This window comes from Nitrospira sp. CR1.1 (genome assembly GCA_014055465.1).
In the GTDB taxonomy this organism is placed as follows: Bacteria; Nitrospirota; Nitrospiria; order Nitrospirales; family Nitrospiraceae; genus Nitrospira_A.
This window is the reverse complement of record WIAF01000006.1, coordinates 248,075-271,162: the sequence shown is the minus strand read 5'-3', so window position 1 is coordinate 271,162 and position 23,088 is coordinate 248,075. Positions and strand designations below refer to the sequence as shown.

General features: G+C 54.0%; 16 protein-coding genes and 1 pseudogene. 11 read left to right on the top strand and 6 right to left on the bottom strand.

Going from position 1 to position 23,088, the window contains the following annotated elements; genetic code table 11:
- Window positions 1–934 precede the first annotated feature (934 nt).
- The 4 genes from GDA65_12955 to GDA65_12940 all read left to right on the top strand — a co-directional run bounded on the left by GDA65_12955 (window position 935) and on the right by GDA65_12940 (window position 4,108).
- On the top strand, window positions 935–1,690 hold the full coding sequence (locus GDA65_12955) for a hypothetical protein (GenBank protein ID MBA5863598.1): 756 nt from the start codon (window positions 935–937) through the stop codon (window positions 1,688–1,690).
- 26 nt (window positions 1,691–1,716) lie between these two features.
- The gene (locus GDA65_12950; GenBank protein MBA5863597.1) at window positions 1,717–2,475 is read left to right on the top strand and encodes a hypothetical protein; all 759 of its coding nucleotides are present in this window, start codon (window positions 1,717–1,719) and stop codon (window positions 2,473–2,475) included.
- 85 nt (window positions 2,476–2,560) lie between these two features.
- Window positions 2,561–3,508 carry a hypothetical protein gene (locus GDA65_12945; protein ID MBA5863596.1) on the top strand — a complete coding sequence of 316 codons (948 nt, stop codon included), beginning with the start codon at window positions 2,561–2,563 and terminating at the stop codon, window positions 3,506–3,508.
- Window positions 3,509–3,862: 354 nt separating this feature from the next.
- Window positions 3,863–4,108, top strand: coding sequence for a hypothetical protein (locus GDA65_12940; protein MBA5863595.1), 246 nt, complete (start codon window positions 3,863–3,865; stop codon window positions 4,106–4,108).
- Window positions 4,109–4,179: 71 nt separating this feature from the next.
- Here the strand turns inward: GDA65_12940 and GDA65_12935 are convergent.
- From GDA65_12935 to GDA65_12925, 3 genes and pseudogenes are all read right to left on the bottom strand, one after another.
- Window positions 4,180–5,168: pseudogene (locus tag GDA65_12935) on the bottom strand (IS481 family transposase).
- Between the two features lie 289 nt (window positions 5,169–5,457).
- Entirely contained in the window at window positions 5,458–6,414 is a 957-nt protein-coding gene (locus GDA65_12930; GenBank protein ID MBA5863594.1) for a DUF4892 domain-containing protein, read from the bottom strand.
- Window positions 6,415–6,543: 129 nt separating this feature from the next.
- Window positions 6,544–6,828 (bottom strand): DUF805 domain-containing protein, encoded by a 285-nt coding sequence (locus GDA65_12925; protein MBA5863593.1) that lies wholly within the window; start codon window positions 6,826–6,828, stop codon window positions 6,544–6,546.
- A 735-nt stretch (window positions 6,829–7,563) separates the two neighbouring features.
- On the opposite strand from GDA65_12925, the gene GDA65_12920 reads away from it, so the two are divergent.
- Both GDA65_12920 and GDA65_12915 read left to right on the top strand, forming a co-directional pair.
- A complete protein-coding gene (locus tag GDA65_12920) occupies window positions 7,564–8,445 on the top strand; it encodes a DUF4384 domain-containing protein (protein MBA5863592.1) in 882 nt (293 codons plus the stop codon).
- Between the two features lie 15 nt (window positions 8,446–8,460).
- The gene (locus tag GDA65_12915; GenBank protein MBA5863591.1) at window positions 8,461–9,990 is read left to right on the top strand and encodes a hypothetical protein; all 1,530 of its coding nucleotides are present in this window, start codon (window positions 8,461–8,463) and stop codon (window positions 9,988–9,990) included.
- A 121-nt stretch (window positions 9,991–10,111) separates the two neighbouring features.
- Here the strand turns inward: GDA65_12915 and GDA65_12910 are convergent, their stop codons facing one another.
- Complete coding sequence (locus tag GDA65_12910; GenBank protein ID MBA5863590.1) at window positions 10,112–11,458, bottom strand: response regulator; 1,347 nt, start codon at window positions 11,456–11,458, stop codon at window positions 10,112–10,114.
- 586 nt (window positions 11,459–12,044) lie between these two features.
- Between GDA65_12910 and GDA65_12905 the strand changes: the two genes are divergently transcribed.
- The gene (locus GDA65_12905; GenBank protein ID MBA5863589.1) at window positions 12,045–13,361 is read left to right on the top strand and encodes a GAF domain-containing protein; all 1,317 of its coding nucleotides are present in this window, start codon (window positions 12,045–12,047) and stop codon (window positions 13,359–13,361) included.
- Window positions 13,362–13,573: 212 nt separating this feature from the next.
- Here GDA65_12905 and GDA65_12900 read toward each other — a convergent pair whose 3' ends face one another.
- Complete coding sequence (locus tag GDA65_12900) at window positions 13,574–15,319, bottom strand: protein kinase (GenBank protein MBA5863588.1); 1,746 nt, start codon at window positions 15,317–15,319, stop codon at window positions 13,574–13,576.
- Between the two features lie 179 nt (window positions 15,320–15,498).
- On the opposite strand from GDA65_12900, the gene GDA65_12895 reads away from it, so the two are divergent.
- Both GDA65_12895 and GDA65_12890 read left to right on the top strand, forming a co-directional pair.
- Window positions 15,499–16,263: a hypothetical protein gene (locus tag GDA65_12895; protein ID MBA5863587.1), complete on the top strand. Its 765-nt coding sequence runs from the start codon at window positions 15,499–15,501 to the stop codon at window positions 16,261–16,263.
- A 74-nt stretch (window positions 16,264–16,337) separates the two neighbouring features.
- The gene (locus GDA65_12890) at window positions 16,338–17,819 is read left to right on the top strand and encodes an FHA domain-containing protein (GenBank protein ID MBA5863586.1); all 1,482 of its coding nucleotides are present in this window, start codon (window positions 16,338–16,340) and stop codon (window positions 17,817–17,819) included.
- Window positions 17,820–17,823: 4 nt separating this feature from the next.
- Here GDA65_12890 and GDA65_12885 read toward each other — a convergent pair whose 3' ends face one another.
- Window positions 17,824–20,583, bottom strand: coding sequence for a protein kinase (locus GDA65_12885; protein ID MBA5863585.1), 2,760 nt, complete (start codon window positions 20,581–20,583; stop codon window positions 17,824–17,826).
- Between the two features lie 339 nt (window positions 20,584–20,922).
- Between GDA65_12885 and GDA65_12880 the strand changes: the two genes are divergently transcribed.
- The gene (locus GDA65_12880; protein ID MBA5863584.1) at window positions 20,923–21,954 is read left to right on the top strand and encodes a hypothetical protein; all 1,032 of its coding nucleotides are present in this window, start codon (window positions 20,923–20,925) and stop codon (window positions 21,952–21,954) included.
- Between the two features lie 79 nt (window positions 21,955–22,033).
- On the top strand, window positions 22,034–22,972 hold the full coding sequence (locus GDA65_12875) for a DUF4384 domain-containing protein (protein MBA5863583.1): 939 nt from the start codon (window positions 22,034–22,036) through the stop codon (window positions 22,970–22,972).
- Window positions 22,973–23,088 lie beyond the last annotated feature (116 nt).

Sequence of the window (23,088 nt, the reverse complement as noted above, 5' to 3'; positions counted from 1 at the left end):
AAGGATTAGCACGCTATCTGACGTTCTACAACCAGACCAGGCCGCACCAGGCGCTTGACGGCCACACACCCGATGGAGTGTACTTTGACCACCTACCGACACAGCACACCGCTGCATAGGTAGAACACCGCCAGGCTCCACCTAAGAAAGAAAACATTCTGTCTAACCAACCGGGGCCACCTCTGGCTCTCCTCTCGTTGTAGTCCGAACACCGTACAGTTGGGCAACTATTCGATTGCCGCTCCGAACACTCCAACCATCCTTCCTCAGACTCCAACGGCTTACTATTTCTCACCTGAGGATACATCTCGTATCCGAATCGATATACCAGCATTCATCCGGTTGTTCCGCTGCTGATCTCGCCGATAAACGAGTAGTCTTCGTAACTGTGCGATGCACCGTTACTCTGCTGTGTTCGCGTCGCTTCCGTTGGCTGGCTAGAAAGACGGCCCGATCTTTGCTGCTCTTCCGTAGGAGTTGTGGCGCGAGTTCGACAATACCGTCCTGAATGCACACCAAAATCGCACCGTACTGAACGAAGGAGGACAACCTGGCGAACCTCATGCGTACTGCCAATCCAACCCTCAATGATTCTACCTTTAATGAGGTGATCGATGAACATCTCGCCCACGGCACCATCCCGATAACGTTCGGGTTCGAAGTTGTCGGGAAGTATTCCTGTGACTCGATCTCAATAGTTGAGCTCGCGTATCTGATTGGATACGCGCTGTATCATTTTAGGTTTCTTCCGACGGTTCTCCTTATTGCCGAACTACGATGAAGTACTGAATGGCTAAGAGATTTGTTGCAGAGCCTCTTTCTCAATATGAGAGGGGCGTAAGCATGTATTTTGCTTGCTCCCAGGGCAGCGCGTGTACGACGCACTGACAGAAAGCACTCCATTCGCATTACACGTTGGAGAAAGGTCAAGACTATGCTTAGACGGGTAAACGCGTTCACCATTCTTGTCATCGCTGTATGCTGTCTCGCGGCACCAGCCCAGGCTATTGATCTTCCCGCGAAGGACAGTTCTCCTTCTGAGCCAGAAATCCAGGCCCTTCCCCGTGTCCTATTTATGATCGCGGAACAGAATATTGGACAGGAATTGGCCATCTTTTGGTGGAGTTGGTTTGGCCAGGGTGGTTCCCAGTTCGTGGGGCAAACGGTCGATATGGCCGTCAGTGAATCAGTCTTGAAGGAGGCATTCTTGGGACAGGGGTTCGACGTCATCGATATTTCTACTAAGACCGGGACGATAGAAATTTCCAATGCCTATCGTGTGGCTGACCTGACGAATGCGGCTGTCAGGTCCTATGGCAATAAGTTTGATGCCGACATTGTGGTTACTGGGAAGGCCTTGGCGAAAGAAGGTCCGCGTACGCCAGGAAGCAGTGTGGGGTCCTACCTCGCCGATATCACCTTATCGGCCATCCGAGTGGATACCGGCCAAGTCCTGAGTTCCGCTCGTGGGCATGGAGTTGCGCGTCATGTGGCGCAACATAGTGGAGGGAATGAAGCCCTCGCTCGTGCCACCCAGGGCGTGACCGACAGGTTCATGTCTCAAATTACGTCGAAATGGTCTTCGAGGCCAGCTTCGGGATCCAGGAAGCCTTCCGAGGCGAGTCCTAGTGACAAGATTTCCGGTAGGGGCGATCACGGCCTACCCGATAGAACGACGAACGTTCGTTAATTCACGACGCAATAGAGAGGTAACCTATGCGCAATGAGTTGCCATGCAGATATCTCAGGACGATCCTGATGATAGGACTGGGTCTTTCTTTGACCGCGTGTCTAAATCTTCCTTCAAATGTCACCCCCAATGCCTCGAATCCGATCAGGGAAGTGGCGATCTTACCCTTTGTTAATAATACGAACGACGTTGCCGGCCCGGACTATGTTCGGACGAAGCTCGCGGAAGAGCTGGTTCGGCACGCCTATGCGGTCAAACCACTAGGAGAGACTGATGTGTTGTTGCGTGACCAAATGGGAATAACCATCGGTACGCAGTTGGACATGGCTACACCTCAGCAATTCGGTGAAGCTTTGGGTGTGGATGGAGTCATGTATGCATCGTTGGAAGATTTTAGTCACAACGTATATGGGGTGACGAACAACAAGACGGTGCGCATTCGAGCCAAACTTGTTGAATGCAAAAGCGGCGCAGTCATCTGGTCGGATGGCATCGGCGTAAAAAATACCTCGGGGGTTGCCGGTGGGTTCTCCAATGAAGGCAGTGGAAACGGGGATGATCTTCCGCCGCTATTCGGCACTCCAATCAACACACGATGGGAACGGCAAGCGGGTGTGAATACAGGACTCAGCGGTGGAGGCCTTTTGGTAGGAGCCGTGGCGGGCTTGACGGAAAAGATTGCTACGAAAGCCGCTAGCGCACCCATGTTTTTTGAAACGACCACCGCCGTGAGGGGCATTCTTCAGGGGATTCCGGCCGGCTCCTATTCGGGAAGTACTCCCTAAACCAGTCTCTGCGCCTTGAGGTCAAGCCACCAAGCGATTGTAGAGTAGGATCGATGCAAATAATTTTCGCCAAAGGAGATGCACTGTGAAACGTCTAATGTTATCCCCGCTCGCGATTGGACTGCTCGCTTCGGTCATCGGATGCCAAGCCCAGATGACCGGCCAGGTCAAGGATGATGCCAGTGTGACTGGACAGCCTCAGAAGCTCGAAGCTGCCGGAAAAAACTATACTGGGCCACAATACACGATCGGTCTCGTGAGTTTTGCGAACAAGACCCCGTCGAAGGTCTTGGGCGTGGGCGAGGCTGCAACTGACATTCTGCGGACGATGCTCAAAAGCTCGGGGTTGGAACCCATCGACATTAGCACCTCTGCCATGCAGCAGCAGGAAGAACTGATCAAGCTTCAGCAGACTGGGGCTGTCAAAACCGGAAAGAAAGATGCAGCCGAAGGTTTTGATTCCATCGACTATAGAATACAAGGGGCCATTACCGGCTATTCGGAAGCTCAAGAAGGAACCGATTTGCTTGTATATCAGAAGAAAGCTCAGGTCGCGCGGGTGCAAGTTGATTATTCTCTCATCGATGTGGCCACAGGGCGGAGTCTGGTCGCAGAATCTGGAATGGGCGAATACCGCAAGGAAACATCGGGGGCATTAGGTTTGGGGTCTCGATCATCCGCTGACGCTGGCCTCCGTGATGGTGCCCTCAGAGACGCGTTCTCAAAGGCGATGGAAAAGATGATTGCGAAACTTAGCTCTCAACCTTTTCAGAGCCGAATCATGTCTGTGGAGGGCTCCGAAGTACTGATCCGTGCGGGAGAAAAATCGAAGCTGTCCGAAGGGACCAAGTTGGCCGTCTATCGGGCGGGAAAAGACTTGATTGATCCGGAGACGGGACGCTCTCTTGGGAGAAAGGAAAAGCAGATCGGAGAAATTGTCCTCGTGAATCACCAAAATGAACGCGTCTCGGAAGCGAAAGGGGCCGCGACAGCAGGGTTCGAAGTGGGAGATGTTGTTCGGGTAATGAAATAAGTCCTCGCATCTACAAACGGAATAGACTGCCTAAGATCTAACGACTTGACAATATCTGAGGCATCCCATGGCGATGTTCTAGTGATGGCGGTCTATTGAGTGATCGGTCTGGTACTTGTGCCCCTGGGTGATAGCTCACCCAGGGGTAGAGGGCAAGAGACCTGTGAGCGTACGGTGGTGTTCCTTCCGAAGTAGCCCCAGAAATGCTGTAAGAATTTGCTATGTCTCTGCAGATCTGCACTCCTTTCCTTCTCAGGACATTCGGAATCACGTATCCTAATGGAATGGACCCATCCCTCTAAGTTTGTCATGATGGTGATCCTGCGAGTCCACCACTTCACCGAGGAGGGAACCATGAGCCTGACGACGCTGCTGATCGACATCGCAAAGAACGTCTTTCATGTATACGGGGGTGATGCCGCTGAGAAAGCCGGGTTTCAGAAACGGTTCTCGTGGGTGGCCTTGATCAAGTTTATGGCCAGGCGGCGCGAGTACAACGATGAGCCACCGAAAGCAGCATTGGGCGGCCTGACACTTGCCGCCTATGCTAGGCAATTGGCTAGAAAATCGGGTACAGTCGCATCCGGACTCCAAACGTAGCTGCTACTCAAGACGGAGGGACGTCGCTCCGTCTTTAACACGGCAAATCTGTGTGATTCGGAGACAGCGTTTCACTTTTCCTGAGCCTGAAACCTCGCTTCCATATGCCGCCTGAGAACTAAATCTGTTTGATAGTGAGCAACCTGAAATCGCTCACCAGTCGCGTCATACTTGGCTTCGACCTCATCCCAAACTGGCGTGGCTTCCTGCTTGGCACAGAACGCTTCGAGGGGTGTCTGGCCGTTCAAGGAGCCATGAGGCCGAGCCCAGTTGTCATCGTGTTGCCACTCGGCCAACCGCAACTCCACGTCAGGCGTTCGCGGATCAGTCACTGCCCAGAATTCCTCGCGGTCGGTTTTCTGCGAGCGTTCAACTTTGCCAATCACATGCGGAGAGGCCGGTCGATTGGGGCGGAATTTAATGCAGTGGTCCATGAGCACTGCTGCACCGCCACCGCGAAGAATTCTCGGCCACGGTCAGTTTGGACCCGCTGCACCGGAAACGGCATTTCTTCGATGACCCGCTCCAAGAAGAGCAGCGTATTGGCCGCGGTGCATCGAGGGAACACGCCCAGCACGCGATAACGAGTGCAGTCATCGATGGCCGTGTATTGATAACATCCCGGCGCAATCTTGCACGTATCCAGCTGCACGCGGTCCCCCGGAATCGGTCGGGCATACCGGTGTCGTGTCTTCTGCCGAGCAGGGCGCACCAGTGGGGGCATGTGATTGGTGACCAGGACTTTGTGAATGGAGTCGAGCGAGAGGTTGATCTCATGTTGGCGCCGCAGCTCGTGTTGGATCCGGCGAGCTCCTAACTTCCGCTCCCTCCGCAGGCTGAGAATCAAGGCGCGCTCGCGGTCAAAAATACGTCGGTTTGGAGATTGGGTGGGACGGCGGCTGCGACTGACCAGGCCGGCCTCACCGGTTTCTTGGTATCGGCGGATCCACTTGCGAAGTGTCGGATAAGAGATCCCGCATCCACGGCATACAAGACCTGCATCTCCCGTTTCCTGATAGAGCTGTACCCACCGTAGTCGCTTGCGCAGATCAGCATTCATCCGGGCAGTTGACGTGAAACGATGTGTGCGAATCACACATCTGATTTCAGAGGAGCACTACAATTGCGCGTATCTAATCGGATACGTGGTGTATCAATTTGGTTTTCTCCCAGTCTCTCTTCTGATTCTCTAAGTCCGGCGAAATGATCGCAGATTGGAGAATCGCTTCAAAAACTCTTTGTTATCGAATCAACTCCTAGATGCGCAGATACCCAAACTGAGGGCAAGCATGGGCTGGACGTCGAATGCGGAGCCTGAGGAAGAATTGATCCTTCCCCGGCTCTCCCGTCTATTCTTCAACCAATTCCACGCGCCGATTCTTGGCCCTTTCCTCTTCAGTCTTGTTCGGGGCCACCGGCGCAGCAGATGACACTCCTACTGGAATAAGCCGGTTCTTCTCCACCCCATACTTCGCCACCAGAGTATTCACCACGGCCTGTGCGCGGCGCTGGGAGAGATCCAAGTTGAAAGAATAGGTGCCCACGTTGTCGGTATGACCGACGACAAGCAATTTTAGGGCAGGGTGAGTCTTGAGCAATCTTGCTGTCTCTTGCAAAGTCGGATCCGACTCTGGCATCAAGTCCGTTTTCTTGGTATCGAAGTAGATACCATAGAGTGCGACGCGTCCGTTCGCAGCAATTTCCTCTGCCATTTCTTGTGCCGGTATTAACCTGTTAGTTTCCATAGGCTTCTCAATAATCACATGCGCGTATAGAAGCGTCTGTCCTTGTTCGGAACCAACATGTGGATCGCCGAGAGAAGCGAAGGAATACAAGACAACATATATGTTCCCTTCGGGACGAGGTCGCTTCCAAACATTGAAGCGAAAGTCACTCCCATATGCACGATCGAACTGTTTACTGATGTAGAAAATCCTTTCCGCCTCTGTTCCCGTCGAGGCATAAAGGCTCACGTACCCCTGCTTCTTCAAATCTTCTTGGTAGTTCCGCATTACCTCCAGGGTGGAGCGTCCTTGCGGAATTGAATACATAATGCGCGTGATATCGCCTTCAAGGTGCGCTGACTTTGTAAATTGCTCTCCTCTATATGTGGCATCCGACATTTCTTTGTCCAAAGGCACAACATACTCGTCGAATACCTTGTGATCGTACTGAAGAATTGAGGCACCCATGTATCGTTTTAGCAAGGGATGATCCTTGCTGTCCTTCACATCCGCCGCACCGACTGCGGTAGACAACGAGATCAGGGCTACCAATATCCCCACGACTATCAGTCGAATGTTCATGCTCGATCCTTTTTCCGAGTTACTGGCGATGATGAGTACATGTCATCAAGCCTTCATGCTTTTCAGTGAAGGCACGTCGCTCTTGATGACATGAGGTTGTCGAGCCAGCCGCCAAGCGGATTTTGTCAATTACGCCCCAGCTCCGTATCGATTGTTTTCGGGGTCTCCTGCTTTGCAGACCCAGTAATAGAAGAGGATGATTCCCACGACAGTCATGGGGATCGGCATCCACCATCCGCTCCGGCTCACGTCATGCAACCGGCGAGCGGTAACCGCTATCCTGGGCAACACGATGGCCAGATATAACATGACAACAAAGGCAGTGACTCCATCCTCTGAAAGCCCCAACATTGCAGCCAATACCCCCGCAAAGAGGGAGAAGCACGCACTTGCGAGAATTTGAAAAAGAGACAACCACCAATATTCTGATCAAGTCGCCCGTCCTTTGAAATCCGCGTACTTTTTAATGCACGTTGAGATGGATTGTGAAAAGGTCATGGCTCCTCCTTGGGTTCTGGAGATTGGTGTGCATTGCTACGGTTAGTAAGCTCTCAATGGTCATTCAATGTTGTCCTCCCAATAGCCAACACAGGTGCACCCCCGTCGAGGTATTTGCCAAAAATCTAGAAGGCACTGAAAGTTCAGTGTGCAAGATGCATGCGTGACCGGCATGGAGCAAGTCATGAATGAGGCACTGTGCGGGGTGAAGAAAAACTTGTGCGGGAAGAGCAACGTAGAATGCGTATATTTTTGTTCTCAATCGACGAATAGTGAGGATGTCACGAAGGGAAGGGAGTGAACGTTATCCAATACGATACATATATCTATTGAGATGGATACAAAGAAGGGTCGTGCCGATGGAACATCCGTGGGTGCAATGACGCGATCGGATTGCGAGAGATGGTGGACGGCTCTATCAAATTCAGAATCGGACGCGGGCCAGACTCGTCTTTGTGGAAGGTCGGGTGGATGAGCTGGGTTGCTTGCTCTATCACACGCCACTTGACCTATCCGCGAGGGCTTCAATGAATCGGAAATCCCAAGTCTGGAAAGAGGCTGCATTTCTCATGGCCGGATACATCTAGGTATTGCTTTTGATTCCCCTTTGCTCTAGACATATGCGCGCGAATTTTCTGTCTGGAGCAGCCTGTGATGATTGCCAAATTACTCGTGCTCTTGTTCGTTTTACTATCACCCCCAGCGTACGGGCTGGATCCCGCTCGCAGGGACCCCCCTGCGGCAGATGATGCCCAGCAAGAAGGGGTCTGGGTGACTGTTGAAGGAGTTGTACTGTTTACTGATGAGTACACGATCAGTGAGGTCAAAGCTCGATCCCGAAATGAGGCACGCAGATTGGCGGTTGAGAAGGCCGTGGGGCACTTTGTCCGAGGGAGCACGGTGGTCTACAACTATGTGCTGGCCGAGGACTTGGTTCAATCGGTCGCACGCGGCCTCGTGGTTGAGGAACAGATTCTCGAAGAGGGTGTGCGGGAAAGCGTGCATGAATCCGGGACGAAGGCGCTCTTCTATGTGACGAAGCTCAGGGCGAAAGTGCAGCGGGTCCACGCGGAACACAAAGAGCATTTTAGGGTCCAAGGAATCTTAAATAAGACGGTGTTCCATTCCAAGGACGAGATGCAAGTTCGCGTGACCTCTTCGCGGGACGCCTATCTCTATATTTTCAATATCGGTCAAGACAACTCAGTGACCGTTCTGTATCCCAATCGGTTTGCGCAAGACGGTTTCATCAGTGCCGGGAAAGAGTTGGTATTTCCTGATGACAAGCTCCGGGCCGTCGGAATTGTACTCCGCGTTGTGCCACCTCCCGGTGCGGCAAAGGCCACTGAACGCATTAAACTGATCGCAGTGACGCATAAGACCGATTTCATCAAAGATCGCTTTAAGGAGGGAATCTTCCAGGTGTATGACGGCAAAGACACAGGGCTCATCACAGACTTATTGAAAGCATTGTCGGCATTGGATGATTCCGAGTGGGCGGAATCAACCATCGCCTATGAAGTGAACCGGTAACTGAGGAATCTTGATATGACAACTCGCATCACTCAAAGGCTTGCCGGCATTATGACTCTTATTCTTGTATGTGCGGAATTGTCGGGCTGTTCACCGACAAACCTATCGTTGCAAGCCTCCGCTGGTCCCATGAAGCTCAAAAAAATGCCATTATCTGCTGCGCTGGTGATTCCGGACTCACTCAAACAGGCTCACCGTGTTCATGAAGTTCCCTGTGCGGGGAACTATTCGGTTCCCACTGGGCTAGAGCTCGAAAACGCACTGATAGGTGCGTTTTCGCAAGTATTTGACTCTGTGGAGACCATCACCGACAAGAAGCATGCGGCTGGCAATTACGATGTAGTAATAGAAGTGACTGAGCCCGAGCTTGAGATTGATGGCCACTGCCTGACGAGACGCTTTCTTTACCTGACGGGTCCTTTCTACCTCTTCTTTGATCCGACAGATCGATTTGAAGGGCAGGGTCTGCTCCGTGCGACGGTGACGGATCGCAATGGCCAAATTCTTCACGAGGAAGCGTTTAAGTCACAGCGAATTACCAAAGATTCCATGTTCGCGACAAGTTCAGATCGGACCAACGCAGCGGCGGCCGTTCTGCGTGATTCCTTGGTTGATACGGTCATGCAAATGACCCGGGGAGTCGTCGGCTCGCCCCAGATGGTGGCGTATGCGCGTAAAGTTATGAAACCGGCTGGCGAAAAAGGGCAGCGACCTGTGGCTCAGATAGTGCCCCCGAGTGACGTCGATGTGCCCCCACCCTCGGTGGGCAAGCCGCATCCAAATCGGTTTGCCCTTGTCATCGGCATAGAACAATACCGGCAAGGGTTAGCTTCCGTGGAGTTTGCATCTCACGATGCCCGTGTTATGAGAGACTATTTGACGAAGACCTTGGGATTCCCCGAGGAAAATGTCGCGATGTTGGTGAACGATCAGGCGGCGAAGAGTGACGTGGAGAAATATGTTGAACGCTGGCTTCCAAACCGAGTGGATGCGAATAGCAGTGTCCTCATCTATTATTCAGGTCATGGCGCACCCAACCCGATCACGCAGGAAGGCTTCTTGGTTCCCTATGATGGGGATCCGACTTTTCTGGAGATCACCGGGTACTCACTCAAGCGTCTCTATGATCAACTCGGGAAGTTGCCGGCGAGAGATGTCGTCGTGATGCTCGATTCCTGTTTCGCTGGAACGGGTGAGCGGTCGGTCATCGCCAAGGGAACGCGGCCAGTTGTGATCAATGTGGAGAATCCTCTCCTCGCTGGCGAAAAAATTGTGGTGCTCACGGCGGGAACAGGGGCGCAAACATCGAGTACCTACCATCAGAAAAGCCATGGGTTGTTTACCTATTTTCTTCTCAAAGGCCTGCAAGGTGCTGCCGACATGAATCAGGACAGCAAGATCGACCTGACCGAGCTGTACGCGTATCTCAAGCCACAGGTACAAGGAACGGCGAGACGTGAATTTAACAACGATCAGGCACCCCAGCTGCTCGGGAACCCTGATGTCCTCCGGAAAGGGATCTCGTTGTTTGAGTTCACGAAGTGATGAGGGATCGCTGTGGGGCACCTCTGATTAATTCTACACGCCGATCAAAACGAAGTGAATTTCCCGTAGAGGAAATGAAATCTTTGTGGGAGATCAAGAAACAATTGGTTCTTCCTGGCAATTAGGAAATATTCATTTGCTTAATCAGCCTCGAAAGATAGGTGGGTTGAAGGCTGAGTAATTTTGCTGCCTGCGCCCTACTTCCGCCTGTTTTGACGAGGGCGTCTCGAATGATGAGCACCTTGTGCTGTTCGACTGAATCATGGAAGGGAAGGTGGTTGGCCGGGCTCTCCTGCTGTTGCAATTCAAGGCTGTGCAATGCAAAGTCCTCCGGCTCCAGCAGGTCCCCAGTTTTCAGCACCACTGCCCGCTCAATGGCATTTTCAAGCTCCCGCACGTTGCCCGGCCAGGCATAACCCACTAATTTCTTCATAGCTGAGGGGGACACATGCAACATGGACCGTTTCATGTCCCGGCAAAGCCTGGCGAGGGACCGTTCGATCAATTGAGGGATATCTTCCTGACGATTTCTCAGTGGCGGGATGGTCAGGCTGACAACATTCAGGCGGAAAAAGAGATCAGCCCGGAAGGCTCCGTCCTTGACAGCCTGTTGGAGGTTCCGATTTGTCGCCGCGACGATACGGACATCGACCTTGATGGATCTGGTTCCTCCCACCCGGTCAAATTCACGGTTCTGCAAGAACCGCAGGAGCTTGGCTTGTAGAGCCGGTTTCATATCGCCGATTTCGTCCAGGAACACTGTTCCCCCTGCCGCCACTTCGAGCTTGCCCAATTTCTGTGCGTGTGCGCCCGTGAAGGCTCCTTTTTCATGACCAAACAGTTCCGATTCCAGCAATTCCTCGGTCAATGCCACACAGTTTACGGGGGTGAAGATTTTGTTTCGTCGGGGGCTCCAGGCATGGATGCAGCGTGCGAACAGGTCCTTGCCGACGCCGCTTTCACCCAGCAGTAGGATCGTGGCATCGCTTTGGGCGGCCTTCTGAGCCGTGGTGAGAACCCGCAGCATTTCCGTATTGACGCTCGAGATGGTTTCGTAGCGACTGTCGACTTCATTCCGTAGGACCTCAACTTCTCGCCGCAGTCCTTCACGTTCCAATGCCTTTTGAATGACGAGGAGTAGCTGCTCCATCTCAAAGGGTTTCGTGATGAACTCCGTGGCGCCCTCTTTCATGGCTTCCACGGCTAGGCAGATCGTGCCGTGTGCAGTCATGATCACAACCGGCAAGGCCGGCCAGTCCTTGCGGAGATGCCGCAACACTTCAATCCCCGTTAGGTGAGGCATTTCAATGTCTAACACCAAGAGGTCCGGGCGATTCTGCTCGATAGCTTGAATGGCGGACTTACCATCGGAAGCTGTGATGACCTCGTAGCCCTTTGTTCGAAAGCCAAGCTTCAGAATCTCGAGAATCGACGGGTCATCATCAGCAACCAACACAATCGGTTTCATGTTGTATCTTCCTTCATTCACGTCCCAATAGGGCAATCGCAGCGGTCTGGCGTCGGACACCATTGTATAAAAGTTAGCGAATCAAATCACCACCTGGAGCGCCTGGAGGGTGATAATAAGCGGGGTGACAAATGAACGGGACAAGCTGATGCTACGGATCTGTATCCTGGCCGCTGAATCGGTGTATTCGTGAGGATATGGTTCTGCCACATTTCGGAAGAGGTTTAGCAAGTTGCCGAAAGATTCGCCTGGTGCGTCATAGCTCACGTTGAGCTCCGCGTGCCGTCTCGCGTCAAAACAAACCGCAGGATGCGCATAAATGCCGTCTTCATAACCCCTCGTTCGTGAAACGTCGTTCGCCTCTTGTAACACCCCGGTTGCGGATTCTAACGAGACACGCTTCACGATTCACGGATGTCGAGAACGCCACTGGCAGACTTCTGGTAGATATTGCTGGTAATTTCCCCGCACGATTTGATTGCTGACCCCGTTTTCTACTTCAGTGAAAGGGCTGGGCTCAGGGGCATGGGAGTTGCCTACTCCATTGGAGAGGCCTACACTCCGGGCTGAATGTGAGGCATGTTCGATGTTGCCAGAATCACAGCCGGCAGAAAATCTCGCACCGCACTTCACGCCGCGGGGAACACCACGACGGGAAGCAGATCTGCGCTTGCTCCATCGCGATCGAGAACTCGATGCAGCCAGACGGGTGAGTGAAGCCCTCTTTCAGCATCTGACGCCTGATGACGTGTCGATCCGTGCCGTCGAAATTGCGTTAGAAGCGGTCGATGCCGAAAGTGGCTCAATTCTTCTTGCCGATCAAGCGACAGAGCAACTCGTTTTTCGACACTCCATCGGGGATAGCCGAGTCAAAGCAGGAACCGCCATCCCGTGGGATAAGGGTATTGCCGGCGAGGTGTTCCGTACCGGCGTCCCGATTGTGATTCGTGATGCCCATGCCGATCCACGGCACAATGCCTCTATCGATGAAATGTTGGGGCATGTGACGCGCGACATGATTGCGTTGCCGCTGAAGCGTTGGGAAGGAAACCCGATCGGGGTCTTTGAAGTTCTCAATAAGCGTGGGGGGCGACTGGACGATGACGACCTGGCTATTTTGACGATCGTGTCGGCAATTACGGCCGCCTCGATTGAGCAGGCTCGTCTGTTTCAAGAGGCCAAGCTGGCTGAGGTAGCGAGAATCGTCGGTGATATCGGGCACGACATCAAGAACTTGCTCATGCCGCTCGTGTGCGGGGCTGGGTTGTTGGAGGGCGAAATGAAAGATCTCGTGGCTAGTTCCGCAGATCCATCCAGCGCGACCGCCAAAGGCACGTTTCAGCTATGTGCCGAAGTGATTCATATGGTGAGAGGCTCGTCCAGACGGATTCAGGATCATGTAGCGGAGATTGCGGATTGCGTGAAGGGATTGAGCTCTCCACCGAAGTTTGCCCCCTGTCGAATTGCCGATGTCGTCGGATCGGTCTATGACACCCTACGATGGCAGGCTCAGGAACAAGGTGTGATGTTGTGCCGTGCAGGGCTGGAGGGTCTTCCGACCATCATCGCGGACGAGCGCCGCTTGTTTAGCGCCTTCTATAACCTCGTGAACAATGCTATTCCGGAAATGTCCGCAGGCGGGACTGTCACGGTAAATGGAGAAGAGGATCCCTCAGGGGCACGGATCCTTCTCCATGTGGCCGATACAGGCCATGGAATGCCGGATGAGGTCAAGGACAGTCTATTTTCGGTTCGGGTCGTGAGCCGAAAAGTTGGCGGCACCGGCCTCGGGACGAAGATCGTCAAGGATGTGATTGATGTGCACCATGGTCGGATCTCCGTGGAAAGCGTCCTAGGGAACGGGACAACATTTCATATTCAATTGCCGATCGTGCAGCCCTAGCCCGGATTCTTCAAGAATATTTGCCGCGGCTTCCGATCCTCTCGCCCGGCGGAGCTTTTCTCGTTCGGCCTCCTCGACGGACTGCCAGTACGCCTATATCGGCCTTACGTGCGAGAAGCCCAGGCGGGCTTCGGTCTCGAACGCCTCGCGCACGATTTACGAATAATCCTGGCTAGAGCCCTGCGAAGGCCTCCACAAAGGATGATCCTTCTTTACCAGAGCACCTTGCTCCAGCGATCGCCCTCTTTGCGAACTGTGATCCGAATACTCCGCATGATTTGATCGGGAGCGACCGGTTCGCCGTTTTTATCGACGAGTTCCTCATGGATCAATGTCGCCGTTGCCCGGTCGTTCTTGATTTCGACATCCTGAATAGAGGTTCTAATGACAGAATAATTGTTGGCCATTATGTCCAAGAACATCTGACGGTCATGGCTGATGTCGGACAGTCGATGCAAGGAGGATACATCCTGCCTCTCATAGGCTGTTTGAAATTCGCTGAGGAGCCGGTCCAGCTGCTGCCGTGACGGAGCGATTGGCTTTTTGTGGATGGGCGGCTGTGGCTCCGGTTTAGGCATGGCAGGTTGTCTGCCTGAATCTTCTGATCTTCGGCGTTCAGATGACGTATCCGGACCTTGTATCCCTTCGTCGCGATCGGATCTAGGGGGGATGTCAATAGTTCGATCTTCTTGAGGAGGTGTGCTTGGCTCCGGCGATCTCGACCATTCGCCGCGGCTCAGAAAAAAAGCGAGGCCCCCTAACACCATAGTTGTCGCCAATGTCACGGTTACAAGGGGAAGCACGTTATATCTTTGCCAGAAGGACTCTGGCAGATGACGAGTTTCCGGCTTGTTTTGTGTTTTCGGCCTTGAGGTGACGTCTGTCTTTCCTTCTGTCACGGCCGGAGCATGGCCTGATCGGTCAACGCCTTTCCGAGGCAGAACATCCGGCTGGGACGGGGATGGATAGGGTGGCGGAGATGCTTGATAGAGTGGCCTTGAAGAGGCAAGTGGCGTCATGCGCGTCTTCGTATGTCTCGCGGTATCGGGAGTCACGACAATGGTGGGTTCCTCTGTGGCTGATTCAGGCGGGGAGGGAAGCGTTTGGAGGCATTCCTTCAGTTGAGTCACGAGGAACCTGGCTGTCGGCATGCGATATTCCGGATCGCGTCGGACCAGATCCTCGATGATCGCTTTGACGAGTGAAGGAATATTGTCGGAAAAGTCCAGCGGGATCTCTTCCTCAGTATCGAGGAGCTTACTTTGGATGACGCTCTTCGGAATGCTCCGAAACGGATGATGCCCGACGATCATTTCGTACAGGACGATGCCGAGCGAATAGAGATCGGCGCGACCGTCAACCTTGCCCCCTCGTGCTTGTTCGGGAGACATATATTCGGGTGTGCCGAGTACTTGGCCGACCGTCGTAATCGAGACTTCATCGAGGGCCGCCGCAATTCCAAAGTCTGTGAGTTTGACCCGGCCGCGGCTGTCGACGAGAATATTGGCCGGCTTGATGTCGCGGTGAACGATCCCTTGATCGTGGGCATAGGCCAGCGCCTCAGCCACTTGGAGCGCGATGTCGAGGCTTGTTCGAAGAGAGACGGGTTTACGGGCTTGCATGAAGGAACGGAGATTGCTGCCCGGACAATATTCCATGACGATGAAAGGCGTGCCGTGTTCTTCCTCGACTGCATGGATAGTCACGATATTGTGGTGGTCCAGCCGTGCCATGGCCCGTGCTTCACGCAGGAACCGTGCGGTGAAGGAGGGATCTCCTGACAAATGTTCGTGAACGGCCTTAATGGCGACGACTCGATTGAGTGTCTGATCTAACGCTTTGTAGATCACCCCCATCCCACCCTTCGCCAGCACTTCTAGGACGATATATTTGCCGGAGAAGACCTGGTCGGACATCCAACGTCTCCTGGGAGAGTGGTGCGTGGAGCGGTGTTGCATTAGCCTATCTGAAACGCTTCAAGAAGAACAAGAAGTGTCCTGTTGGTATCGTGAAACCACGACATTGTGAGGCGAGAACTTGTGGTAGAAACGGGGTTCTTCATCAGTATTCATAAGCCTTCCCTTGATTTTTCTCCGGGGGCACAAGATAATGGCGCCGCGATCGTGAGGTGATGCCGATGGGCGAGTCCAAGACAGGGCAGGCGCTGACGATAGGGGATGTGGCAGCCCTTCGTGAAAAGACGGAGGCCGTCTCTCAGATCTTAGGGGGCCATCTCCGCACCTACATCGACACTCTCAAGCCGTTATTGGCGCCGCGACGGCTGTTGGGACGACATGTCGGATCACGTGAGGATGTAAACGGTTCCGATCTTGCCCTGACGCGGTTGAAAGATCTCTATCGCGAAGGGAGCCACACTCCATTCGGGTTGCCACTCGAATTTCCCGATACCACCCTCGCTCAACTCGATAGCCAGCCGGTGATCTACCGATGGGAATATACCTATACGGCCAAATCGGAACGAGACTCCAGGGCTCTGACCATTACTTCGCCCGTGCAATGGGTGTTGAGTTACGAGTCGGGCCTAACGCTTTCCCAGGTGCATTCGATGCTGGAGAGCCGGATGGAGCGGAAGACTGAGGCCTTGCGGCAATTCGTCATCAATGCGCTGGTGATGCAGCTTTTCATAAAAAACCAGCCAAACTTGGTTCAGCTTTTAGCGGCGTTGCGTTACCAAGTCGACATGAAACCGTTGCCCGGTTTAGGGGCCTTATCCTTTGTCACCATCACCGCCCCTCTCGCATCGTTCCGTCCTGCCGACGAGCTGCTGCTCATGGCGACACGCTTTTCCGGTGTCCCTGCTTTTGTGGAGCTGATTTCGCCCGAGTCAATCGAGCACTTCGACGATCCATTGCGCACGCAACTTCAGCAAGCGCTTGCCTAGCCTTCTCAAGCTTGCGCAACCTATGTGGTGATGAGTAGCCTGTCCGTGGATCACATACTCCTTACCCACCCCACATGTCAGACGATTTAACAACCGCTCTCAATACGCCACAGTCGGTTCGCATACGGGTCCGCATAGGTACGATGTGGAGCGGCGAGCAACGCTTTACTCATGCCTTCCGGATCGGGCGATCGGCCGAGTGCCAAGTCGTAGTGCCGGAACGGGTGGTTAGCCGCGTCCACGCTGAGGTGCGTTTTGAGGCGGGACGGTGGTGGCTTCTCGATCTGCAAAGCACACATGGTTTGTATATTGACGGCCAGCCGGTCACTCGTGTGCCACTGCAAGAAGCCGTGACCGTAGAGCTTGGGTTGGGTGGGCCGGCCGTATGGCTCACGGTCGGCGACGAAATCGCCTTTTCCGACCAGCCCACGGAGGTGGCTCAGCTCGGCAAGAAAATGGAGTCGGTGACGGAAATTGTTGACCGCTGGAAACGGGGAGACACGGCGGAAGAGAGCGAAGAGGCTCGTCGTTACCGTGCGGCCGCCAAGCGCCGTGAGCGACAGCAGAGACGTCGATATCGTGTGGCCGTCGGAGTGGTTGTTATCTTACTGGTCTGCGCCGTGGGATACGCATGGTACCAGAGGGCCAGGGTCGATCAGATGACACGAACCGCCGGAGAGATGTTCTACACCATGAAGCAGGTGGAAATTCAGGTTTCCGAACTCGAAGAGGTCGTGGCCGAAACCAAGCGTAAAGACCTTATGGAGAGAATTCTGACGAAACGCCAGAAGCTCCGCGAGTTGGAGACGCAATACGATCGCTTTCTCACGGAGCTGGATATTTATGAAGGCATGGGTGAACAGGATCGTCTGGTGTTTCGGATGGCACGGTTATTCGGCGAGTGTGAAGTGGCCATGCCGCGGGATTTCCTCTCCGAGGTGAAGAAATACATCCGTCGTTGGAAATCCACGGAACGGCTGCAGAACGCGATCAAACGTGCTCGGGAGCATGGGCTTATTCCGACGGTTGCCAATGAAATGTGGACGAAAAACCTGCCTCCTCAATTTTTCTATTTGGCACTCCAGGAGAGTGGGTTCGACTCGAAGGCAGTGGGTCCTCCGACTCGAATGGGTTATGCTAAGGGAATTTGGCAATTTATTCCCCAAACGGCTGAACAGTATGGATTGAAGCCCGGACCACTAAAACATAGTGCGGCATATGATCCGCAAGATGAGCGCTTTCATTTTCAAAAAGCTACGAAGGCGGCTGCGAAGTATATTAGGCGAATCTACAATACCGATGCCCAGGCATCGGGGCTGCTTGTCATTGCCTCATACAATTGGGGGGAGGGGAACATCATCAACATTATTCGAAAGATGCCGAACAATCCGAGAGAGCGAAACTTTTGGCAGTTGTTGAAGCAGCACAAGATTCCGCAAGAAACGTATGATTATGTATTTTACATTTTTTCCGCTGCTGTCATTGCGGAGAACCCGCAGCTGTTTGGGTTCGATTTTCAGAACCCCTTTGCCGAGCAGACTCAGGCTGCTAAGTGAGTGCCTACCAGACGACCTTTGTCCATTGATCCCCGTTTTTTCGGATCTTGATTCGCGCCGATCTAAGAATCGGGCTTGGCATCACCATGTCGCCGTTCTTGTTGACGAGCACATCATGAATGATGATCGCCGAGGCTTCTTGGTCTTTGACCGCAAGATTCTGGATGGAGATTTTAATGGTCCGGTAGTTACTGAACATGGTGTGGAGAAAACTCAAGCGGTCATTCCCCATCTCGGACAGCCGTTCCAAACTCTCAAAGTCTTGCCCTTCGTAAGCCCGCTTGAATTCTTCAAGCAAGTCCCGTAATTGCCGCTGCGATGCGATGGCGCTCATCTGACCACCGGGAGTGAGTTTGGCTACCAATTGGTCCTTCTTCTGCTGTTCTTCCTCCTGGGCCGCCTGCTTCTTTCGAGCTTCTTCTTCACTCTTTGCTTGCTGAGCCGCCGCCTCGCGCTTTTCCTTTTCTAGTCGTTCGCGTTCAGCTTGTAGCTGTTTCTGTTCCGCATCGTAGCGCTCACGAGCGGCACGGGCTTCCTCCTGAGCTTTCCGCCGTTCCTCGGCTTCGATTTTGGCCCGCTGCGCCGTCATCTCCTTCTCTCTTTCAGCCCGTTCCAGTTCGGCCTGGAGTCGCTTTTGTTCCGCCTCATTGCGCTCGCGAGCAGTCCGTGTTTCTTCTTCCGCTTTCCGGCGTTCCTCTGCTTCAATACGAGCCTTCTGCGCGGCTACCTCTTTCTCCTTCTCCAGACGATCGCGTTCGGCTTGCACCCGCTTCTGCTCCGCATCTAGGCGTTCACGGGACAAACGGGCCTCTTCGGCGGCCTTGCGACGCTCCTCTTCTTGTAGTTTTGCTCGCTGGACGGCGAGTTCATTCTCCTTTTGCATGTGTCGTTGTTCGGCCTGGAGTCGCTGTTGCTCTGCTTCATGACGCTCTCTGGCCAGCCGGGCCTCCTCTTCCGTCTTCTTTCGCTGAGCCTCTGCCAGGCGAGCCTGCTCTTCGGCCACTTCCCGTTCTTTCTCTAGCCGCTGGCGCTCGGCCTGCAAATGCTTCATCTCCGTCTCTTCCTTGGTTCGTTGGGCTGCGAGTTCTTCTCGTTCACGGGCCACGCGCGCGTCTTCCTGCGCCTTGCGACGTTGTTCTTCGGCCGCCTGAGCCTGTCTGGCGGCGATCTCCTGTTCTCTCTCGAGACGCTTTTGTGCATCGGCAAACTTGCGCTGTTCGGATTCCTGCCGTTCGCGGGCGGCACGAGCCGCCTCTTCCGTTTTGTGCCGTTGTTCTTCGGCGGCCTTCGCTTGTTTGGCCGCCTGGTCCTTTTCTTTTTTCTGAATCGCTTCGGCTTCGCGACGTTTGGCTGCCACCCTAGCCTCATCGACGATGAGCTGTTGTTGTTCCTTTTCTATTTGGGCCTGTAGGTGAGCAGTGGCACCGCTTTCAGACTGCACGGTGGTGTCTCGTCGAGCGTTGTCCATTGGTGGTTGATCGCGACTTGCATCGGAGGCGGTCTGTGTTTCGCTAGTAGTAGAATTGGGGCCGGCAGGAAAGGCCGGTCCGGCCTTGTCTGCTGAGGAAGTCGGTGACCACCCTCCTTTTGACAAGAAGAATGTGAGGCCGCCAAGGATGAGAATGAGGGTCACTACTCCAACCGCGACCGGTGCAAAATTATGAGTCTTCCATAGGGATGTGCCCTGTGGCGACGGCGGTGGTTGTAAGACAGTTTTAGGCCTCGGCAGGATATCGGTCGCTTCATCCTCTGTCGGAGAGGGGGGTTGAGGGAGACTGACCTGAGGTTGTGGATCTGACTCGCTATCAGGCCGCACAGGCTGTGAGGATGGGATGGTCCATGATTCGTGAGGCGGAGAGGAGGCACTCACCGTTGTCGCGCGCGTGATACGAGTCGGCGGCGGCGGTGTAATGATAGTGGGGGCGTCTTCAGCCTCCTGTTCGGGCAAGGACGCCAAGCATTCCTTAAGTTGGTTTGCAAGAATCGCGGCCCTCGGCGTTCGATGTTCGGGATCCCGGCGGACCAGGTCTTCGACGATGGCTTTTACCGTCGATGGTGCCTCAGCTGAGAATATCAGTGGGATCTCAAATTGCGGATCAAGCAGCTTGCTCAGAATACTGGTTTTCGGAATGTTCCTGAATGGAGTCTGCCCGACAACCATCTCGTGGAGCACGATGCCTAAAGAATAGAGGTCGGTGCGGCCGTCTACCTCTTTGCCTGCGGCTTGTTCCGGAGACATATATTCCGGCGTTCCTATGATTTGCCCCGTACTGGTAATGGAGGCTTCGTCCAGTGCCGCTGCGATGCCGAAGTCGGTCAATTTGACACGTCCCCGGTTATCAACCAGAATGTTGGCCGGTTTGATGTCACGATGAACAATGCCTTGTGAATGCGCAAAGGTCAGCGCATTGGCGATTTGCAGGGCGATGTCGACACTTTCATGGAGGGGAAGCGTTTTCCTGGCCTTAATCCTGGCGCGGAGATCCATGCCGGGAAAATATTCCATCACAATGAAGTGGGCGCCCCGCTCTTCTTCAACGGAAAAAATGGTGACGATGTTTTCGTGGTGGAGGCGAGCCATCGCACGGGCTTCACGGAGGAACCGCTCGGTGAAGGAGGCATCGCCGGAAAAATGTTCGTGGATGACCTTGATCGCGACGAAGCGATTGAGAGTCCGGTCTAAGGCTTTATAAATAACGCCCATGCCGCCCTTGGCGATTTCTTCCTGGACGACGTATTTCCCGGAAAAGATCCGGTCCGGCATAAGGAGCCTCTCATCGGGCGGAATCGGGGAGGGGGCGATGGCCAAGTAGGGTATACGAAAGTCTTACGGGAGAACAAGACCGTGTGATTGGAAGCTGCCGCAAGCCGATGCTTCTCTGGTGAAAGAAATTTCCGACGTTCCTCGCTCAGTAGAAGCCTGCGTCTGGGGCTGTTTGCACATGAAATGCCTGTTGGGGCTGACAGCGGTGGGGCTGGATCTGTGTGAGGGCTTCGAAGGAGAGTAGCTGAAGGCGAGTATTCCGATGCCATCCCGGAAAACGACGCTCGCGGCATGATTATTGATTGTTTCCGGTGATGGAATCGCCAGATACGATTCCCTATGAGGATCGAAGGGAGGCAGACGATGAATCGTACGAAAACCTATCTGGTCGCACTGATTGTCGTGTCGGCCATGGGATGTCAGAGCGACATGGAAGTGCGGGAGAAGGGCGCTTCAGATGCGCGGGCTGCTAGTTCGACCAATCCGCCAGGCTCGTCAGCTGTCGCCTCGACCCCGCCCCAGAGCTCGGCCGCCTCCACTGCAATTTCAACCGCGCACGATGGTCAGGGGACTACATCCGATTCGAGTTCCTATACGGAAGTCGTCGGGCAAGAGGGTGTCGTAGATTGGACGGCGGGCATTGTGACGGCCTCAGGAATCGGCTTTCCACCGGCGGATGCCCTCAACAGCACACAGGCTCGATTGTTGGCAAAACGCGCGGCCCAGTCCGTTGCCTATCGAAACCTTCTGGAGGCCTTCACAGCAATCCGTGTCGATTCCACCACGACGGTAAAAAATTACGTCACCACCAGCGATGAAATTCAGGTGAAGGTTCAGGGGATGGTTGAGGATGCGAAAATTATTCACGAGCGGCAGTTGGAAAAGGGCGGGTATGAAGTCACGCTGAAAATGAAACTAACTGGACGCATCTCGGAGACGTTTGCGCCGAAGAATGCACCGCCGGCTAAAAGGCTCGTCGCAGAAACACTTCCGACTCCGTCACCCAAACCAGGCATGGCCTATACCGGACTTGTCGTCGACGCGCGCGGTATGGAGGTTCGCCCGGCCCTGGTGCCGAGAATTCTCACGGAGGATGGTCAAGAAGCCTATTCGCAGAGCTACGTGCTCGCGAAGTATCGGGAGAAGGAAGGAATCGCCGCCTATGTGTCTGATCCTCTGGCGGCCAAGACTCACCCGAAGGTCACGGCCAATCCGCTGTATGTCAAAGCGCTTCGACGGGCGGGAAACAGCCATACCGATCTCGTCATCAGCAATGCCGCCGCACAGACGATTCACGGGGTGAAAGATCACTTTGAATTCTTAGAGAAGGGACAGGTGATTGTGGTTGTCGATCGGGCCGGTTCCTCATGATGGTGAGAAACGAGATGAAGAGTCCGGTGACGCAAACAGGGAATTGTCATGGCAAGGCGTTGGCCTGTGGCGGGGAAGTATGAGTAACGGTGTACGACTGAATTGCTTGATCAGTGCCGGGTGTGTAGCCGTATTGATGCCGGTGCTCTGGATGGGGTTTGCCCGCGCGAGTCAGCCACCAGGAGAAACCGGGCCAACAGAATCAATTCGAGGGTTTGCTTGCTATAAGTATGGTGACAATGAAACCCCTGTTCAGGCGAAACGCGTTGCCATTGCCTTAGCTCAAGAGGACGCCGTTCGTCTTCATAGGGTTTTTGTGCAGTCTTCTTCAAAAGTGAAGAATCTTCAGCTGGAAGAAGATATCGTGCAGACGGCCAGCGCAGCGATGCTCGAGCAGGTTCACGTGGAGAAAGAGGAGAAGCAGGGCCAAGAGATCTGCATCACAATTGCAGCGAGGATGAGTCCCGTGTCGATCGACGAACTCATCAAGCAACGAATTAACGCAAAAGAGATCTCGCAGCAAGCACAAGCCCCTATGGTTGCGGCATCCGCCGGGTTTGGGTTACGCGTCTGGACCAATCGGGAGGATGGCCGTTTCAGTGAGGGGGACGAGTTGATCATCCACGTGCAGTCCGACCGCGACGGGTATCTAAAGCTGGACTATTTTCAGGCCGACGGCTGTGTGGTCCACCTGGTTCCCAATCTTTATCGAGGAGAGGCCTTCATTAAAGGCGGGCAGACCTACTCGTTTGGTAGTGCGACGTCTCCGGAGCAATTCACCGTCACGGGTCCTTTTGGGGCAGAGACCATTAAGGCCATTGTCGGCGTAAAACCGTTCGATCCTTCTCTTCAGGGGAAATCCACTGAGTGTGACGATGGCCGCGCGTACGTGCAGGGCTTACAGCAAGGGCTGCGCGGTCTGAAGGTGAGCGGAGTGGAAAAGGCGATCTCCCTCACCACGCTGAGTCGGACAGTTGATGGGTATCGGAAGGATCGTCGTCCAGGGCTGAGCCCGTAGTGTCGCGAGACATTCCGCAAGTAGTGAGTCGATCCATCGGTAGCTGACGGTAGTATCGCGCCTGCAATGAATTCAGGCCCTCGAGTGTTCACACACCCCCGACCTGTTTGATAATT

Coding starts and splice junctions, on each gene's coding strand:
- GDA65_12940 (MBA5863595.1), top strand. CDS start 3,863: ATGAGCCTGACGACGCTGCTGATCGACATCGCAAAGAACGTCTTTCAT.
- GDA65_12930 (MBA5863594.1), bottom strand. CDS start 6,414: ATGAACATTCGACTGATAGTCGTGGGGATATTGGTAGCCCTGATCTCG.
- GDA65_12955 (MBA5863598.1), top strand. CDS start 935: ATGCTTAGACGGGTAAACGCGTTCACCATTCTTGTCATCGCTGTATGC.
- GDA65_12875 (MBA5863583.1), top strand. CDS start 22,034: ATGAGTAACGGTGTACGACTGAATTGCTTGATCAGTGCCGGGTGTGTA.
- GDA65_12880 (MBA5863584.1), top strand. CDS start 20,923: ATGAGGATCGAAGGGAGGCAGACGATGAATCGTACGAAAACCTATCTG.
- GDA65_12900 (MBA5863588.1), bottom strand. CDS start 15,319: ATGCAACACCGCTCCACGCACCACTCTCCCAGGAGACGTTGGATGTCC.
- GDA65_12950 (MBA5863597.1), top strand. CDS start 1,717: ATGCGCAATGAGTTGCCATGCAGATATCTCAGGACGATCCTGATGATA.
- GDA65_12890 (MBA5863586.1), top strand. CDS start 16,338: ATGTCAGACGATTTAACAACCGCTCTCAATACGCCACAGTCGGTTCGC.
- GDA65_12910 (MBA5863590.1), bottom strand. CDS start 11,458: ATGAAACCGATTGTGTTGGTTGCTGATGATGACCCGTCGATTCTCGAG.
- GDA65_12885 (MBA5863585.1), bottom strand. CDS start 20,583: ATGCCGGACCGGATCTTTTCCGGGAAATACGTCGTCCAGGAAGAAATC.
- GDA65_12915 (MBA5863591.1), top strand. CDS start 8,461: ATGACAACTCGCATCACTCAAAGGCTTGCCGGCATTATGACTCTTATT.
- GDA65_12905 (MBA5863589.1), top strand. CDS start 12,045: ATGTTGCCAGAATCACAGCCGGCAGAAAATCTCGCACCGCACTTCACG.
- GDA65_12895 (MBA5863587.1), top strand. CDS start 15,499: ATGGGCGAGTCCAAGACAGGGCAGGCGCTGACGATAGGGGATGTGGCA.